Below are 14,754 nucleotides of genomic sequence, written 5' to 3'. Positions count from 1 at the left end.
AGGTTTCAGCCAAACGAAACGGCCGACGGATCGCTCCGCCGGCCGTCACATTTGCGATTGCGCTCAAGCAGCGCGAAGCGCGGTAGCGCCCTTTATCAAGAAACAGGGAAGCCCCGGACCTTCAGCAGGGCCGCCACGTCCGGGTCGCGGCCGCGGAAGGCGCGATAGGCTTCGGCGCGGTCCGTGGTGTTGCCGGGAGCCAGCATGATCGACTTGAAGCGGCCGGCGATGTCCGGATTGAACACGTCGCCCGACTCTTCGAAATAGGCCCAGGTGTCGGCGTCCATCGTCTCGGACCACAGATAGCTGTAGTAGCCCGCCGAATAGGCGTCCGACGTGAACAGGTGATTGAACTGCGGCAGGCGGTGCCGCATCACGATCTCCTTGGGCATGCCGATCCGCGCCAGGCTGGCCTTTTCGAACGCGTCGATGTCGGTCGGGGGCACGGCCTGGGTGTGCAGGTCCATATCCACGATCGCCGAAGACAGATAGCTGACCGTCGCATAGCCCTGGTTGAACGTGGCGGCGGCCTCGATCTTGTTGACCAGTTCGGCCGGCATGGCCGCGCCCGTCTGATAGTGCTTCAGATAGCCGTCCAGGATCGGCCGGCTCAGCACCCAGTGCTCGTGCACCTGCGACGGATATTCGACGAAGTCGCGCGGCGTATTGCCGTATGACGGATAGGTCACCACCGACGACAGGTAGTGCAGGGCGTGGCCGAACTCGTGGAACAGGGTCTCGGCGTCGTCCAGCGAGATCAGCACGGGCTCGCCCGGCTCCGGCTTGGTGAAGTTGTTGTTGTTCGAGGCCAGAATGACCTTGGAGCCGTCCAACTGCGAGAAGGACCGATAGGTGGTCATCCAGGCGCCCGAACGCTTGCCCGGACGGGCGTAGTCGTCGGTGTAGTACAGACCGATCAGGCGGCCGTCCCGGCTCTTGTCATAGACCTCATAGGCCTCGACGTCGGGCTCGAAGGTCGGCACCGATCCCTTGGGCAGCTTCTTGAACTGGAAGCCGTACAGGCGCTCGGCCATGGCGAAGGAGCCGGCGCGGACCGCGTTCAGCTCGAAGTAGGGCTTCAGCTGGTTCTGATCCAGGTCGTACTTGGCCTTACGCACCTTCTCGGCGAAGTAGAGGTAGTCCCACGGCTCGATGTCGAAGCCGGCGATCGCCTTCATGTCGGCGACTTCCTCGGCGACGCGGGCCTTGGCCGGCGTCCAGACGCGATCCATCAGAACCTGAGCATTGGCCGGGGTCTTGGCCATCGTGTCCTGCATGCGCAGTTCGGCGTGGTTGCGATAGCCCAGCAGCTTGGCGCGTTGGTCGCGCAGCTTCACGATCTCGGCGATGGTCGAGTTGGTGTCGTTGGCGTCGCCGTTGTCGCCGCGATTGACGAACTTCTTCCAGACCTGCTCACGCAGGGCCCGATCGTCGGCGAAGGTCAGGAAGGGATCGACCGCCGAACGCGTGTTCAGGATCGCCCAGCCTTGCAGGTTGCGGCTGCGCGCGGCGCTGGCGGCGGCCGCCTTGTTCGAGGCCGGCAGGCCCGCCAGACCGGCTTCGTTGGGGATCAGCGTCCAGGAATTCTCGTCGGCGACGACCTTCTGGCCGAAGCGGGTGAATGCGTTGGACAGGGCGGTGTTGATCCGGCCCAGTTCGGCCTTGCCGGCCGCGTCCAGATTGGCGCCCGAACGGACGAAGGAGTCGCGGCGACGCTCGGCCAGACGCTTCTGCTGGGCGCTGAGGCCCGCCGCGTCCGCGGTGTCGGCGACGGTCTTGACCCGCTGGAACAGCTTCTCGTTGAAGGTGATCTCGTCAGAAGCAGCGGACAGCAGTGGCGACAGCTCGGTGTCGACCGCGTCATAGGCTTCGCCGCCGATGTTGGAGGTCATCACGCCATAGACGTTGGACGCCCGGTCCAGCGGCTCGCCGGCCAGCTCCAGCGCCGCCATGGTGTTGGCGAACGTCGGGGCCTCGGGGTTGTTGGCGATGGCGGCGATGTCGGCGCGTTGCAGTTCGATGCCTTCCAGCATGGCTTCGCGCAGCTTGGCCGGCGTCACCTTGTCGAAGGGCGGAACGCCATCATACTTCCCGGTCCAGGCCTGCAGCAGCTCGGCGCGCGGCGTCTGGCTGGGCAGGACGGCGCGGGCGATGCGCGCTTCCTCGGCGACGCTGGCGGCGGACGGCGCCGCGGCGGACCCGCCCGAGGTCGCGCCTGTGGAAGCCCCCGTTGAGGCACAGGCCGACAGGGCCATCAGGCTGCCGCCCGCGATGAGAAGCTGGCGTCTATGCATGGAATGCTCCGAAACAAGATCATGGTCAGCGCTACACTTAGGCGCATGGATCGCCCCCGTCACCTGACGCGGGGATAAACTTGTCGCCAATCCGGTTGGATACGTCGTCGCACTGTTCTAAAGCCGGGCCATGGCTATTGGCGTTTTCGACTCCGGCGTGGGCGGCCTGACCGTCCACCGCGAACTGACCCGGCGCTTCCCCCAGCGGGACTTCGTCTATCTGGCCGACCAGGCCCACGCCCCCTATGGCGGGCGCGGCGGCGAAGACATCGTCGAACTGACGAAAACCGGCTGCGAAAGGCTGTTCGAGGCCGGCGCCTCCGTCGTCGTCCTGGCCTGCAACACCGCCAGCGCCATTGCGCTTCGCCGTCTGCAACAGACCTGGCTGCCGGGTCTTCGCGAGCGTCTGGGCCGCCCGGTCAACATCCTGGGCATCATCGTTCCGACCATCGAGGCGGCGACCGGCAAGCCGTGGAGCTTCGAGGCCGAGCGCCCGCAGGAGGGCGAGAAGGTCGCCTCCATCGACATCACCGGCGTCTTCTGCACCGCCGCCACGGCCATCAGCCGCGTTTATGAGATCGAGATCGACAAACGGCGCGAGGACATCGCCGTCTTTTCCGAACCCTGCCCCGGCCTGGCGGGCCTGATCGAGCTGGGTGCGCCGCCGGAGGAGCTGAAGGTGGTGATCGACGACCACGTCGATGCGCTGCGTCGCCGCATCGGCCGCTACCCGGACAAGGCCATCCTGGGCTGCACCCACTATGAGATCGTCGCCGAACTGTTCGCCCAGGCCCTGCCGGCCGGCACCGTTCTGATCGAACAGCCGACGGCGGTGGCGGATGCGCTGGAGCGCTATTTCAAGGCGCACCCCGAATACGATCTGGGCGACAGCGGGCGCCGCGACTTCCTGACCACCGGCCAGGCCGGGCCGCAGTCGGAACTGGTGTCCCAATTCTGGGGCGCGCCGGTGACGTTCGAACAGGCCTAAGGGTTCAGCAGCCCGGGCAATCCGGCAGAGGCTCGGTCTCCAGCTGCAAGGTCGTATGGCCGATGGCGTAGCGCTTCGCCACGGCCTGGGCCTCGCAGATCAGGGCCGCCGTGTCCGCGCGGTCGTGGACCAGGTGGGCGGTCAGGGCCGTCTCGGTCGTCGACAGTCCCCAGACGTGCAGATCATGCACGGCTCGCACGCCCGGCAGGCCGACCAGCGCCTGTTCCAAAGACGGCACGTCCACGCCCGTCGGGGCGCCGTCCATGGCCAGATTGACCGAGTCCTTCAGCAGGCCCCAGGTCGACCACAGGATCACGACCACGATCGCCAGGCTGACCAGCGGATCGACGACCGACCAGCCGGTCATCATGATCAGCCCGCCCGCCAGCACCACGCCCAGCGACACGCCTGCGTCGGCCATCATATGCAGATAAGCGCCGCGCGCATTCAGGTCGTGCTGCGATTTCATGAACAGCAGGGCCGTGCCCAGGTTGATGACGAAGCCGATGCCGGCGACCGCCATGATGACGCCCGAGCCGACCGGCGCAGGCTCGTTGAACCGCCTCACGGCCTCGAACGCGATGGCCCCGCAGGCGAAGATCAGCAGCAGCGCATTGCCCAGCGCGGCCAGCACCGTCGCCTTGCCGAACCCATAGGTCCGCCGACCGCCCGCCGCCCCATGCGCGCCGCGTCGCGCCAGCCAGGCCGCGCCGCCCGCCATGGCCAGACCCAGCACGTCCGACAGATTATGCCCGGCGTCGGCCAACAGGGCGGTCGAATCCGCGATCAGCCCCGCGCCGAATTCGCACGCCACGAACAGCAGATTGACCACCAATCCGACGGCATAGCGCCAGTCGCCGGTGTCCACCGGGCCATGGCTGTGTCCGCCGTGGCCGTGGCTGTGTCCGTGGTGGCTGTGAGAATGCCCATGGCCGTGACCCGCATGATCGTGGTCATGCCGGTGGCTGGGGCTGTGGTCGTGGGCGGCGTTCATGGCTCGCCTATACGCCCTCTGGCGAAACAGCCAAGCCGCTACATGATAACGCATTGAATGTTATCATGTAATATCTCTTCAGTGTTGGTGCATGGCGACAACGAGTCCCAAGGCGATCAGGGCCACGCCCAGCACCGCCCCCTCGTACCGCGCCCATCGCTCCAGCCGCAGGATCGAGGCGCCAGCGCTGGCCAGAGCCGTGAAGACCGCCATGCCGGCGACGGTCCCCGCCGCGAACACCACGGTCAGCAGCGCCAGGGCTCCAAGGCCCGCCGAGGCCGACGACAGATAGATGGGCAGCAGCACTTCACCCGGCGAGATCGCCATCATGGCGACCAGACCCAGGAAGGCGGCCTTGTCGGACACGGCCGGCTCGGGCGTCTCGACCGCAGGCCCGCCGGCCATGGCAGGACGCTTCAGGGTCGCGCGCGCCAGATAGAAGGCGCCGAACAGGAACAGCAGCACCGCCGCCAGGTGGGGCAGCACGCCCTCGATCCACTGATCCAGCGCCAGACCCGCCGCCACGATCAGACCGCCGACCACCGCCGTCGTGGCGATATGGGCCAACCCCGCCGCCGTCACCGCCATCAGGATCCGCGACGGTCGCCAGCCTTGCGCCCGCCCAACCAGGGTGAACGGCAGCCAGTGGGTCGGCAGAGCCGCATGCAGAAAGGCCGCAACGAAGCCGCCGCCCAGCAGGGAAAGCATGACGGACTGTTCGGGGCCGGGAGACATGACCGGCCTATAGCGTGTTACTTTATAACAGTCGAGCGGAAATCGACTCCTTACAGCCAGTCCGCGAACGGCTCGCGGTCCAACATCTCTTCATAGGTCGGGCGTGGCCGGATCACGGCCCACTGATCGCCATCCACCAGCACCTCGGGGATCAGGGGCCGGCTGTTGTATTCGCTCGACATCACGGCGCCATAGGCGCCCGCGCCAGTGAAGACGATCAGGTCCTCGGCCTCCAGCGGCGGCAGCTCGCGGTCACGCGCGAAGGTGTCGCCCGTCTCGCACACCGGCCCGACCACGTCATAGGCCGTCGCCCCGCCCTCGCGCGGATTGACCGGCTGGATGTCGTGGAAGGCGTCGTACAGGGCCGGCCGCATCAGGTCGTTCATCGCCGCGTCCAGCACCAAAAAGCGTCGTCCGTCCGAGCGTTCGTTGACCTGTATTACCTGGCTGAGCAGCACGCCTGCGTTTGCGGCCAGCAGCCGGCCCGGTTCGAACGCCGCCTCGACATCCAGCCCGTTCAGAACCCGCGCGGCCATGGCGACATACTCGGCCGGCGACGGCGGCTCGGTCCCACCGGAATACGGCACGCCCAGCCCGCCCCCCAGATCCAGGCGGGTCACGGCATGACCCTGAGCCCGCAGTTTGCGCGTCATGTCCGCCAAGACCTCGAAGGCGGCCTTCAGCGGCTCAAGGTCGGTGATCTGGCTGCCGATATGGCAAGCCAAGCCCACCGGCGTGACATGGGGCGAGGCCGATGCGCGGGCATAGAGGTCCATCGCCTCCTCGACCGGCACGCCGAACTTGTCGCCCTTGCCGCCCGTAGTGATCTTGGCGTGACCGCCCGCGCCCACGTTCGGATTGACCCGGACGGCGATGGCCGGAGACGCATCCATCATGGCTGCAACGGCGATCAGCCGATCCAGCTCGGCGCCGGATTCGACATTGATCTGACGCACGCCGACGCTGATGGCGAAGGCCATTTCCACATCGGTCTTGCCCACGCCGGAGAAGATGATCCGGTCGGACGGCACACCGGCGGCCAAAGCACGGCGGATTTCACCCTCCGACACCGTGTCCGCGCCGGACCCCAGTTTCGCCAAGGTCGCCAGCACCGACAGGTTGGAGTTGGCCTTGACCGCAAAGGCGATCAGGGCCTCGCCCAAAGCGTCGCGATGCGCATCGGCGGCGGCGCGCAGGAGGCCGTAATGCCGCTTCAACGTCGCGGTCGAATAGACATAGGCCGGTGTGCCGACCTCGTCCGCGATCAGCTCCAGCGGCACGCCCTCGGCATGGAGGGCGCCGTCCTTCAGGTCGAAATGGTGCAACTTACCGCGGGTCGTTCTGGGCGGCGCCGGCGCCGATCGGGTTGGACGGGCCGCCGTCGATCGGCACGCTGCTGGAGGGACGGTTCATGGTCGCCGGCTCGGGCAGCCCCGGCGCGCGGCTGCTGCGCGGCGCACGCTCGGTCTCGCGCACCGGCGATTCCAGATCGGCCATCCGGCCGCAGGCGGAGGTCAGAAGGGCGAACGCGCCCGCGAGGATCAGAGATTTTTTCACAGGCGGGCTCTCCAGTCGGCGATGCGCGCACGGACCTGTTCCGGCGCGGTTCCCCCATAGCTTTGGCGGCTTTGGCACGAAGCCTCGGCGGTCAGCACCTTGTAAACCGCTTCGGTGATCCCCGGCTCCAGTTTCTGCAATTCTTCCAGCGGCAGTTGCGACAGATCCACGCCCAACCCTTCCGCCCGTTTGACCGCCGCACCCGTCACATGGTGCGCCTTCCTGAACGGCAGGTTCAGTTCGCGCACCAGCCAGTCGGCTAAGTCCGTGGCGGTCGAAAAGCCCGCGCCCGCCGCCTGGGCCATCCGTTGGGTGTTGGGTTGCAGGGCCGAAACCATCGCCGTCATGGCGACCAGGGCCAGATCCAGCGCGTCGAAGGCCTCGAACACCGGCGGCTTGTCCTCCTGCATATCCTTGGAATAGGCCAGTGGCAGCCCCTTCATCACCGTGGACAGGGCGACCAGAGACCCCATGATCCGGCCCGTCTTGGCCCGCACCAGTTCGGCGGCATCCGGATTGCGCTTCTGCGGCATGATCGACGAGCCGGTGGTCAGGTCGTCGGGCAGGCTGGCGAAGCCAAACATCGGCGTCATCCAGACAACGATCTCCTCGGCCAAGCGCGACAGGTGGCCCGCCGTGATCGAGGCGGCCGCCAGGCTTTCCAATGCGAAGTCGCGGTCCGACACGGCGTCCAGCGAGTTCGCCATCGGCCGGTCGAAGCCGAGATCCGACGCCGTCGCCTGACGATCAATGGGGAAGGGCGAACCGGCCAGGGCTGCGGCCCCCAACGGACTTTCATTCATCCGGGCGCGGGCGTCGGCGAAACGCCCCGCGTCACGCCCGAACATCTCGACATAGGCCATCAGATGGTGGCCCAGCGTCACGGGCTGGGCGGTCTGCAAATGGGTGAAGCCGGGCATGAGGTCGCCGGCATGCTGTTCGGCGCGCGTCAGCAACGCGGCCTGCAGCGCCTTCAACTGCGCGACCGAGCGATCGCAGGCGTCGCGGACCCACAGGCGGAAATCGACCGCGACCTGGTCGTTGCGGCTGCGCGCCGTGTGCAGGCGGCCGGACGGCTCGCCGATCAGTTCGTTGAGGCGCGCCTCCACATTCATGTGGATGTCCTCAAACTGATCCCGGAACGGGAAGGTCCCGGCTTCGATCTCGGCTTGGATGGCGTCCAGCCCGCCCAGGATCGCGTCAGCATCGCCCTGCGCGATGATGCCCTGCTTGGCCAGCATACGGCAGTGGGCCCGCGATCCGACCAGATCCTGACGCCACAGGCGCTGGTCCACGCCGATGGAGACGTTGATCGCCTGCATGATCTCGGCAGGGCGCGACGAAAAGCGTCCGCCCCACATGTCTTGACCCGCGGGCTTCACCGGCGCAGTCGAACCGCCGGATGGATTGGCGTCGGAAGAAGGTGTTTCGGTCATGAGCGGCTCAAGAAAGGCGATCTGGGCGGTCGTCGGCGCGGTCGTCGTCGTCAGCACCATCGCCGGCGCCGGCGGCATGGCGATGTCGCTATACGCCAATCATCGCCAGAAGGCGCAAGTCGAAGGGAACACAACCACCGCTGCTGCGCCAAAAAGCGACCTGGCGCGCTTCGCGGTCGGATCCCTGGCCACGCTTTCGACCCCGGCCGAGACGCCGCCGGCGCCCGAATACGCCTTCCGCGACCGCACCGGCACGGCCGTCCGCTTCTCGGCCTTCCAGGGCAAGGTCGTGGTCGTAAACCTTTGGGCGATGTGGTGCGCGCCCTGCAAGGCGGAGATGCCCACGCTGCAGGCGCTGGCGAAGGCCTATGAGACGAACGAGGATCTGGTCGTCCTGCCCATCAACGTCGACGCCACGCCCGACGCCGCAGCCGACGCGAAACGCTTCCTGGCCGACCACGCGCCCCTGCCCTTCTACAGCGACGCCAAATTCCAACTGCCGTTCGAGTTTCCCGGCAAGGGCGCCATGCCGCAGACCATCGTCCTGGATCGTCAGGGCCGCATCCGCGCCGTCATGAGAGGCGAGGCGGACTGGTCCAGCCAGGAAGCCCGCGCCCTGATCGATGCGATCCTGGCGGAAAGCGGCGCGCCGCCCCCCGCCTGATCGACTTTAGTTGTTGTCGGCCGGCACGCGCTGATCGGTCGCGGGATTGATCGCGCCGGGCTTGCCCTCGGCCGCCGCTTCGGCCTGTTCGGTTTCCAGCTTGTCGGCGACCTTGCCGGCACCGCTCTCGACCGCCTGCGCCGCCTTCATGGCGCCGCCCTCGATCACTTCCCCGGCCTGAGACGCCACATCGGCCGTCTTGTCGGCCGCAGCCTCGGCATGCGCCTCGGTCTTTTCCTGCTCGGCCTGGGTGCAGGCCGCCGCGCCCAGCGTGACTGCGGCGACGGCCGCCATCATGGCTTTGGTTCGGATCGTCACGACGAAACTCCGGTCAAGGTTGAGAACTCGACCGAAAACGCAGCACAACGGCGCAGGTTGCAGCGGGAATGAGGTGGTGACTGGAGGCGGGATCGAACCGCCGACCTGTGGGTTATGAATCCACCGCTCTAACCATCTGAGCTACCCAGTCCCGGGCCCTGCGCCAGGCCGGGGCCAGCGCGAAAGAGGCGTGCCTATATCGCCGTCGGGCGCGCGGTTCAAGTCGTCTCGGACCAGAACCTGCGGCGATAGAGCGCAAGATGCCCTGCCACAGGAACGGTAACGCTGGTCTCGCCGTTTCGTAACGACTGCCTAAAGCCCAGCCGGAGCTCGCCCTTCATGCGCCTGATCGTCGCCGCCGCCTCGACATCCCTGCTCGTTCTCGCCACCGCCTGTGGCGCAAATAGCGAGAGCACCGGTGCTGCGCCTCAGGCCGGGGCCTCGCTGGAAACCCGTCCGGCGAACAATCCCGATCAGCAACCGGCCTTCCCCGGCCAGACCCGCGCGCCGGGCGTCAAGACCGAACAGGCCATGACCCATACGGTGGTCGCCTCGGGCCTTGTCCACCCCTGGGGTCTGGCGGCCCTGCCCGACGGCCGCTGGCTGGTTACCGAAAAGCCGGGTCGTCTGCGCATCATCACCGCTCAAGGCCAAGTCGGCGAACCGGTCGCTGGCTTGCCCGCCGTCGATGCGCGCGGTCAGGGCGGCCTGCTGGACGTCATCGTCGGGCCGAGCTTTGCGCAAGACCGCATGATCTATTGGAGCTATGCCGAACCGCGCGAGGGCGGAAACGCCACCTCGGTCGCGCGCGGGCGTCTGTCGGACGACGGATCGCGCGTCGAGAATGTTCAGGTCATCTTCCGCGCCCTGCCCGTCTATGACGGCGACAAGCATTTCGGGTCGTCCCTGGCCTTTGCGCCGGATGGCAAGCTGTTCATCACCCTGGGCGAGCGTTCGGACAAGCCTATGCGGCCCCAGGCGCAGGATCTAGGCTCGCACATGGGCAAGACCATCCGCATCAACGCCGACGGCACGGTCCCGCAGGACAACCCCTTCGTCGGCCGCGCCGGAGCCCTGCCGGAAATCTGGAGCCTGGGACACCGCAACGTCCAGGGCGTTGCCGTTCAGCCGGGAACGGGCGCCATCTGGACCATCGAACACGGCACGCGCGGCGGCGACGAGGTCAATCTGGACAAGGCCGGCGCCAACTACGGCTGGCCGGATGCGGCCTACGGCGTCGAATATTCGGGCGGTCAGATCAACAGCGGCGCGACGCAAAAGGATGGCACCGAGCAGCCCGTCTATTACTGGGATCCGGTGATCGCACCCGGCGGCGCAATCTTCTATCAGGGCGCCATGTTCACCGGCTGGGACGGCAACCTGCTGGTCGCGGGCCTGAAGGAAAAACATATTGCGCGTCTGGTGATCCAGAATGACCGGGTGGTGGGCGAAGAGCGCCTGCTGACAGACTTAGGCGAACGCATCCGCGACGTGGCGGTCGGCGCCGACGGGTCGGTCTGGGCCATCACCGACGAGCAGAATGGCAAGCTGGTCAGGCTGTCGGCGACACAGTAGTCTTCCAGGGCCGGGGGGCTATGCGGAGCGGTTGACGCTCCAAAGGGAGCAGCGAACCATGCGTATCCTCATCCTTTCCGCCGCCGTTGTCCTGCCGCTGCTTTCGGGCTGCGGCTCGATGGGCGCGACCAATAGCTATCAGCAGGACCTGAACGCTCTGGAGGCCGCCTGCACGCGTGACCAAGGCATTTTGACGCCGACTGGCGTTCAGACCGGCCGTCCCCAGACCGAATACGCCTGCAAGATCACTGGTGGCGCCACCCGTATTCCGCCGCGCTGACAGCGGGCGCTCGGCCGGCGTTCCCACGCTCTCATACCTTCAGTCAGTCAAAGCATCCGCCGCAAGCGGCCGCGATCACGCGGCTTATTACTTGACGTTGACGTAAACGTAGGGTTCTTGGCGTCCACGCTTGGAACCGCCTTGTCCGTCGTGCCGCGACCTGCTGCACGTTGAGGATGGGCCCAAAGATGGAGACGCATTTCCATGGCTGACGCCTATATCTACGACGCCGTCCGCACGCCGCGCGGCAAGGGCAAGAAGGACGGCTCGCTGCACGAGATCACCGGCCTCAGCCTGGCGACCCAGGTGCTGGAAGCGCTGCGTGACCGCAACGACCTGGACACCTCCAAGGTTGACGACGTCATCCTGGGCTGCGTCACGCCCGTGGGCGAACTCGGCGCCGACATCGCGCGTACGGCCGTGCTCTCGGCCGGTTGGTCGCAATATACTGCGGGTGTCCAGATCAACCGCTTCTGCGCCTCGGGCCTGGAAGCCGTGAACATGGCGACGGCCAAGGTGAAGTCCGGCGAGGCCGACTTCGCCGTCGGCGGCGGCGTCGAGGTCATGAGCCGTGTGCCGATGGGTTCGGATATGGGCGCCTGGCCGACCGACCCCTCCTCGGCCTTCCCGACCTATTTCGTGCCGCAAGGCGTGTCGGCGGACATGATCGCCACCAAATACGGCTTCAGCCGCGACGACGTGGACGCCTATTCGGTCGAAAGCCACAAGCGCGCCGCCAAGGCCTGGGCCGAGGGCAGGTTCAAGAACTCGGTGATCGGCGTCAAGGACCAGCTGGGCCTGACCATCCTGGATCATGACGAGACGATCCGTCCGAACACGGACATGCAGGCGCTCGGCGGCCTGAACCCCTCCTTCGCGATGATGGGCGAAATGGCCTTCGACGGCGTGATCAACCAGCGCTATCCCGAGGTCGAGCGCGTCAATCACGTCCACACGCCGGGCAACTCGTCCGGCATCGTCGACGGTTCGGCCGGCGTGCTGATCGGGTCGCTGGAAGCCGGTCAGGCCCTGGGCCTGAAGCCGCGCGCCAAGATCCTGGGCGGCGCCTCGATCGGCTCGGAGCCGTCGATCATGCTGACCGGCCCGGAATATGTGACCCGCAAGCTGCTAAATAAGCTGGGCATGACGCCCGACGACATCGACCTGTGGGAGCTGAACGAGGCCTTCGCGGCCGTCGTCCTGCGCTACATGCAGGCGCTCGACATCGACCACGCCAAGATGAACGTGAACGGCGGCGGCATCTCGATGGGCCACCCGCTCGGCGCCACCGGCGCCATGATCACTGGCATCGCGCTTGACGAGCTGGAGCGCTCGAACAAGTCGACCGCCCTGGTCACCCTGTGCATCGGCGGCGGCATGGGCACCGCCACCGTCATCGAACGCGTCTGATCCAGGAGTAAATGGATATGGAAAACTTCAAGATCGACGTCGACGCCGACGGCATCGCCCTGGTCACCTTCGACGTTCCGGGCCGTTCGATGAACACCCTGACCTCTTCGGTGATGAAGGAAATCCCCGAGCTGGTCGAACGCATCAAGACCGACGACGCCATCAAGGGCGCCGTCATCACCTCGGGCAAGGCCTCGGGCTTCTGCGCCGGCGCGGACCTGGGCGACATGGCCGGCGGCGTGCTGTCGGGCGGCGGCGACCTGCAAAAGGCGTTCGACGCCGGCTGGAAGCTGAACGGCGCCTTCCGTGCGCTAGAAACCTCGGGCAAGCCGATCGCGGCCGCGATCAACGGCCTCGCTTTGGGCGGCGGACTGGAGTTCACGCTGGCCGCTCACTACCGCGTGGTAGAGAACGACAACAAGATCCAGCTGGGCCTGCCCGAGATCAAGGTCGGCCTGTTCCCCGGCGGCGGCGGCACCCAGCGCCTGACGCGTCTGGTCGGCGTTCAGAACGCCATGATGGCGATGAGCGAGGGCAAGTCCTTCCGCCCGAATGACGCCAAGGGCGCCGGCATCGTCCATGAGGTGGTCGAGAAGGGCCAGTCGGTCGAGGCCGCCAAGGCCTGGATCAAGAACGGCGGCAAGGCCGTCCAGCCTTGGGACGAAAAGTCGTTCAAACTGCCCGGCGGAGGCCCCTATCACCCGGCCGGCATTCAGAACTTCATGGTCGGCAACGCCATGCTGCGCAAGCAGTCCTATGGCAACTATCCGGCCGTGGTGAACCTGATGAAGGCCGTTTATGAAGGCGCCCAGGTGCCGATCGACGCGGCCCTGCGCATCGAGACCCGCTACTTCATCAAGACCCTGATGACGCCGCAGGCCCAGGCCATGATCCGTTCGCTGTTCCTGTCCAAGCAGGAGCTGGACAAGGGCGCCGTGCGCCCGGCCGGCGTGCCCAAGTCCGATCCGAAGAAGGTCACGGTCATCGGCGCCGGCATGATGGGCGCGGGCATCGCCTATGTGCAGGCGCTGGCCGGCATCGAAACCATCCTGATCGACCAGACGCAGGAAGCCGCCGACAAGGGCAAGGCCCACGTCGAGGAGCTGCTGAAGAAGCGCCTCTCACGCGGTCAGCTGACGCAGGAGAAATACGACGCCCTGCTGGGTTCAGTCACGGCGACGACGGACTATGAGCTGATCAAGGGTTCCGATCTGGTCGTCGAGGCCGTGTTCGAAAACCGCGAGATCAAGGCCGATGTGACTAAGCGCGCCGAGGCGCGACTGGCCGAGGGCGCCGTGTTCGGCTCCAACACCTCGACCCTGCCGATCACCGGCCTGGCCGAGGCCTCGGTGCGGCCCGAGGACTTCATCGGCATCCACTTCTTCTCGCCCGTCGACAAGATGATGCTGGTCGAGATCATCCTGGGTGAACAGACGGGTCAGGCCGCCATCGCCAAGGCGCTGGACTATGTGCTGAAGATCAAGAAGACGCCGATCGTCGTCAACGACAGCCGCGGTTTCTACACCTCGCGCTGCTTCTCCACCTTCCTGATGGAGGGCATGGCGATGCTGGAAGAGGGCTACGGCCCGGCCCTGATCGACAATGTCGGTCGCATGACCGGCATGCCGCGCGGCCCGCTGGAGATGCACGACGACGTCGCCCTGGACCTGTCCTACAGGATCGCCAAACAGACGGCGCTGGATCTGGGCGACAAATACGTCCCGTCGGAAGGCGCCGACATCGTCGCCAAGATGGTCGAGGGCGGTCGCTTCGGTCGCAAGAACGGCAAGGGCTTCTACGATTACGATCAGAAGCCCAAGACGATCTGGAAGGGTCTGGGCGAACTGGCCCCCACCACCAAGGGCATCGATCAGCCGGAAGAGGCGACCGCCTTCGCTCAGATCGACGAGCTGAAGACACGTCTGCTGTATCGCCAGGCCGTCGAAGTGGCGCGTTGCTGGGAAGAAGGTGTCATCGACGATCCGCGCGAAGCCGATCTGGGCGCCATCTTGGGCTGGGGCTTCGCGCCCTGGACCGGCGGTCCGATCAGCATGATCGACGGCATCGGCCTGGCCAAATTCGTCGAAACCGCAGACCGTCTGGCCGAGACCTATGGCGACCGCTTCAAGGTACCGCAGTTGCTGCGCGACATGGCCGCGAAGAACGAAACCTTCTATGGCAAGTTCGCCCCGGAGAAGGCCGCCGCCTGATCGGTCGCGGACATCCACAGAAGACGGAACGGGCGGCCTTCGGGTCGCCCGTTTTCGTTTGGCGCGCCTTTGCCCTTTCGTCATTCCGGGCGAAGCGTAGCGAAGACCCGGAACCCAGCGGCGCGCGAAAGCGCGAACCTGTCGCGGACTCGCTGCGCGAGGTCGTGCGGCGGATAGGTTTCGCCTTCAGCGCCGCTGGGTTCCGGGTCTTCGGGCCAAGCGGCCCTCCGCCCGGAATGACGAGGGCATAAAAAAGACCCGCCCGACACGAGGTCGAGCGGGTCGCTCCGGCG

General features: G+C 66.5%; 13 protein-coding genes and 1 tRNA gene. 6 read left to right on the top strand and 8 right to left on the bottom strand.

The window, feature by feature from the left end; all coding sequences use genetic code 11:
• Positions 1-95 precede the first annotated feature (95 nt).
• Positions 96-2,294 (bottom strand): M3 family metallopeptidase, encoded by a 2,199-nt coding sequence (locus tag JX001_RS03670; protein ID WP_205682347.1) that lies wholly within the window; start codon positions 2,292-2,294, stop codon positions 96-98.
• Positions 2,295-2,424: 130 nt separating this feature from the next.
• Between JX001_RS03670 and JX001_RS03665 the strand changes: the two genes are divergently transcribed.
• Positions 2,425-3,282, top strand: coding sequence for a glutamate racemase (locus JX001_RS03665; RefSeq protein WP_205682346.1), 858 nt, complete (start codon positions 2,425-2,427; stop codon positions 3,280-3,282).
• Between the two features lie 4 nt (positions 3,283-3,286).
• On the opposite strand, the gene JX001_RS03660 is transcribed toward JX001_RS03665, so the two are convergent.
• From JX001_RS03660 to argH, 5 genes are all read right to left on the bottom strand, one after another.
• On the bottom strand, positions 3,287-4,276 hold the full coding sequence (locus JX001_RS03660; protein ID WP_205682345.1) for a cation diffusion facilitator family transporter: 990 nt from the start codon (positions 4,274-4,276) through the stop codon (positions 3,287-3,289).
• Positions 4,277-4,354: 78 nt separating this feature from the next.
• Positions 4,355-5,011, bottom strand: coding sequence for a hypothetical protein (locus tag JX001_RS03655; protein ID WP_205682344.1), 657 nt, complete (start codon positions 5,009-5,011; stop codon positions 4,355-4,357).
• A 50-nt stretch (positions 5,012-5,061) separates the two neighbouring features.
• Positions 5,062-6,336 carry a diaminopimelate decarboxylase gene (gene lysA, locus JX001_RS03650; protein ID WP_205682343.1) on the bottom strand — a complete coding sequence of 425 codons (1,275 nt, stop codon included), beginning with the start codon at positions 6,334-6,336 and terminating at the stop codon, positions 5,062-5,064.
• A 1-nt stretch (position 6,337) separates the two neighbouring features.
• Complete coding sequence (locus tag JX001_RS03645) at positions 6,338-6,568, bottom strand: hypothetical protein (protein WP_112863291.1); 231 nt, start codon at positions 6,566-6,568, stop codon at positions 6,338-6,340.
• Positions 6,565-8,004: an argininosuccinate lyase gene (argH, locus tag JX001_RS03640; RefSeq protein ID WP_434082626.1), complete on the bottom strand. Its 1,440-nt coding sequence runs from the start codon at positions 8,002-8,004 to the stop codon at positions 6,565-6,567. The genes JX001_RS03645 and argH overlap by 4 nt, the downstream gene beginning before the upstream one ends.
• Between argH and JX001_RS03635 the strand changes: the two genes are divergently transcribed.
• Entirely contained in the window at positions 8,003-8,668 is a 666-nt protein-coding gene (locus JX001_RS03635) for a TlpA family protein disulfide reductase (RefSeq protein WP_205682342.1), read from the top strand. The two genes, argH and JX001_RS03635, sit on opposite strands and share 2 nt — an antisense overlap.
• Before the next feature lie 6 nt (positions 8,669-8,674).
• Here JX001_RS03635 and JX001_RS03630 read toward each other — a convergent pair whose 3' ends face one another.
• Both JX001_RS03630 and JX001_RS03625 read right to left on the bottom strand, forming a co-directional pair.
• Positions 8,675-8,986, bottom strand: coding sequence for a hypothetical protein (locus JX001_RS03630; RefSeq protein ID WP_205682341.1), 312 nt, complete (start codon positions 8,984-8,986; stop codon positions 8,675-8,677).
• 74 nt (positions 8,987-9,060) lie between these two features.
• Positions 9,061-9,137 (bottom strand) — tRNA-Met (locus JX001_RS03625).
• A 188-nt stretch (positions 9,138-9,325) separates the two neighbouring features.
• Between JX001_RS03625 and JX001_RS03620 the strand changes: the two genes are divergently transcribed.
• The 4 genes from JX001_RS03620 to JX001_RS03605 all read left to right on the top strand — a co-directional run bounded on the left by JX001_RS03620 (position 9,326) and on the right by JX001_RS03605 (position 14,461).
• Positions 9,326-10,561 carry a PQQ-dependent sugar dehydrogenase gene (locus JX001_RS03620; RefSeq protein WP_205682340.1) on the top strand — a complete coding sequence of 412 codons (1,236 nt, stop codon included), beginning with the start codon at positions 9,326-9,328 and terminating at the stop codon, positions 10,559-10,561.
• 58 nt (positions 10,562-10,619) lie between these two features.
• Positions 10,620-10,841 carry a hypothetical protein gene (locus JX001_RS03615; RefSeq protein ID WP_066553113.1) on the top strand — a complete coding sequence of 74 codons (222 nt, stop codon included), beginning with the start codon at positions 10,620-10,622 and terminating at the stop codon, positions 10,839-10,841.
• Between the two features lie 204 nt (positions 10,842-11,045).
• Positions 11,046-12,251: an acetyl-CoA C-acetyltransferase gene (locus JX001_RS03610; RefSeq protein WP_039243871.1), complete on the top strand. Its 1,206-nt coding sequence runs from the start codon at positions 11,046-11,048 to the stop codon at positions 12,249-12,251.
• A 17-nt stretch (positions 12,252-12,268) separates the two neighbouring features.
• Positions 12,269-14,461 carry a 3-hydroxyacyl-CoA dehydrogenase NAD-binding domain-containing protein gene (locus JX001_RS03605; protein ID WP_205682339.1) on the top strand — a complete coding sequence of 731 codons (2,193 nt, stop codon included), beginning with the start codon at positions 12,269-12,271 and terminating at the stop codon, positions 14,459-14,461.
• The last annotated feature ends 293 nt before the right edge of the window (positions 14,462-14,754 follow it).

Origin of the sequence: Brevundimonas fontaquae (genome assembly GCF_017086445.1) — a bacterium.
Classification (GTDB): domain Bacteria; phylum Pseudomonadota; class Alphaproteobacteria; order Caulobacterales; family Caulobacteraceae; genus Brevundimonas; species Brevundimonas fontaquae.
Note: the sequence above shows the minus strand (reverse complement) of the source record. Positions and strands in the feature narration are given on the sequence as shown.

Excerpts from the sequence above, each read along its gene's own strand:
- JX001_RS03670 (WP_205682347.1), bottom strand. The coding sequence starts at position 2,294 with ATGCATAGACGCCAGCTTCTCATCGCGGGCGGCAGCCTGATGGCCCTG.
- JX001_RS03665 (WP_205682346.1), top strand. The coding sequence starts at position 2,425 with ATGGCTATTGGCGTTTTCGACTCCGGCGTGGGCGGCCTGACCGTCCAC.
- JX001_RS03660 (WP_205682345.1), bottom strand. The coding sequence starts at position 4,276 with ATGAACGCCGCCCACGACCACAGCCCCAGCCACCGGCATGACCACGAT.
- JX001_RS03655 (WP_205682344.1), bottom strand. The coding sequence starts at position 5,011 with ATGTCTCCCGGCCCCGAACAGTCCGTCATGCTTTCCCTGCTGGGCGGC.
- JX001_RS03635 (WP_205682342.1), top strand. The coding sequence starts at position 8,003 with ATGAGCGGCTCAAGAAAGGCGATCTGGGCGGTCGTCGGCGCGGTCGTC.
- argH (WP_434082626.1), bottom strand. The coding sequence starts at position 8,004 with ATGACCGAAACACCTTCTTCCGACGCCAATCCATCCGGCGGTTCGACT.
- JX001_RS03620 (WP_205682340.1), top strand. The coding sequence starts at position 9,326 with ATGCGCCTGATCGTCGCCGCCGCCTCGACATCCCTGCTCGTTCTCGCC.
- JX001_RS03615 (WP_066553113.1), top strand. The coding sequence starts at position 10,620 with ATGCGTATCCTCATCCTTTCCGCCGCCGTTGTCCTGCCGCTGCTTTCG.
- JX001_RS03610 (WP_039243871.1), top strand. The coding sequence starts at position 11,046 with ATGGCTGACGCCTATATCTACGACGCCGTCCGCACGCCGCGCGGCAAG.
- JX001_RS03605 (WP_205682339.1), top strand. The coding sequence starts at position 12,269 with ATGGAAAACTTCAAGATCGACGTCGACGCCGACGGCATCGCCCTGGTC.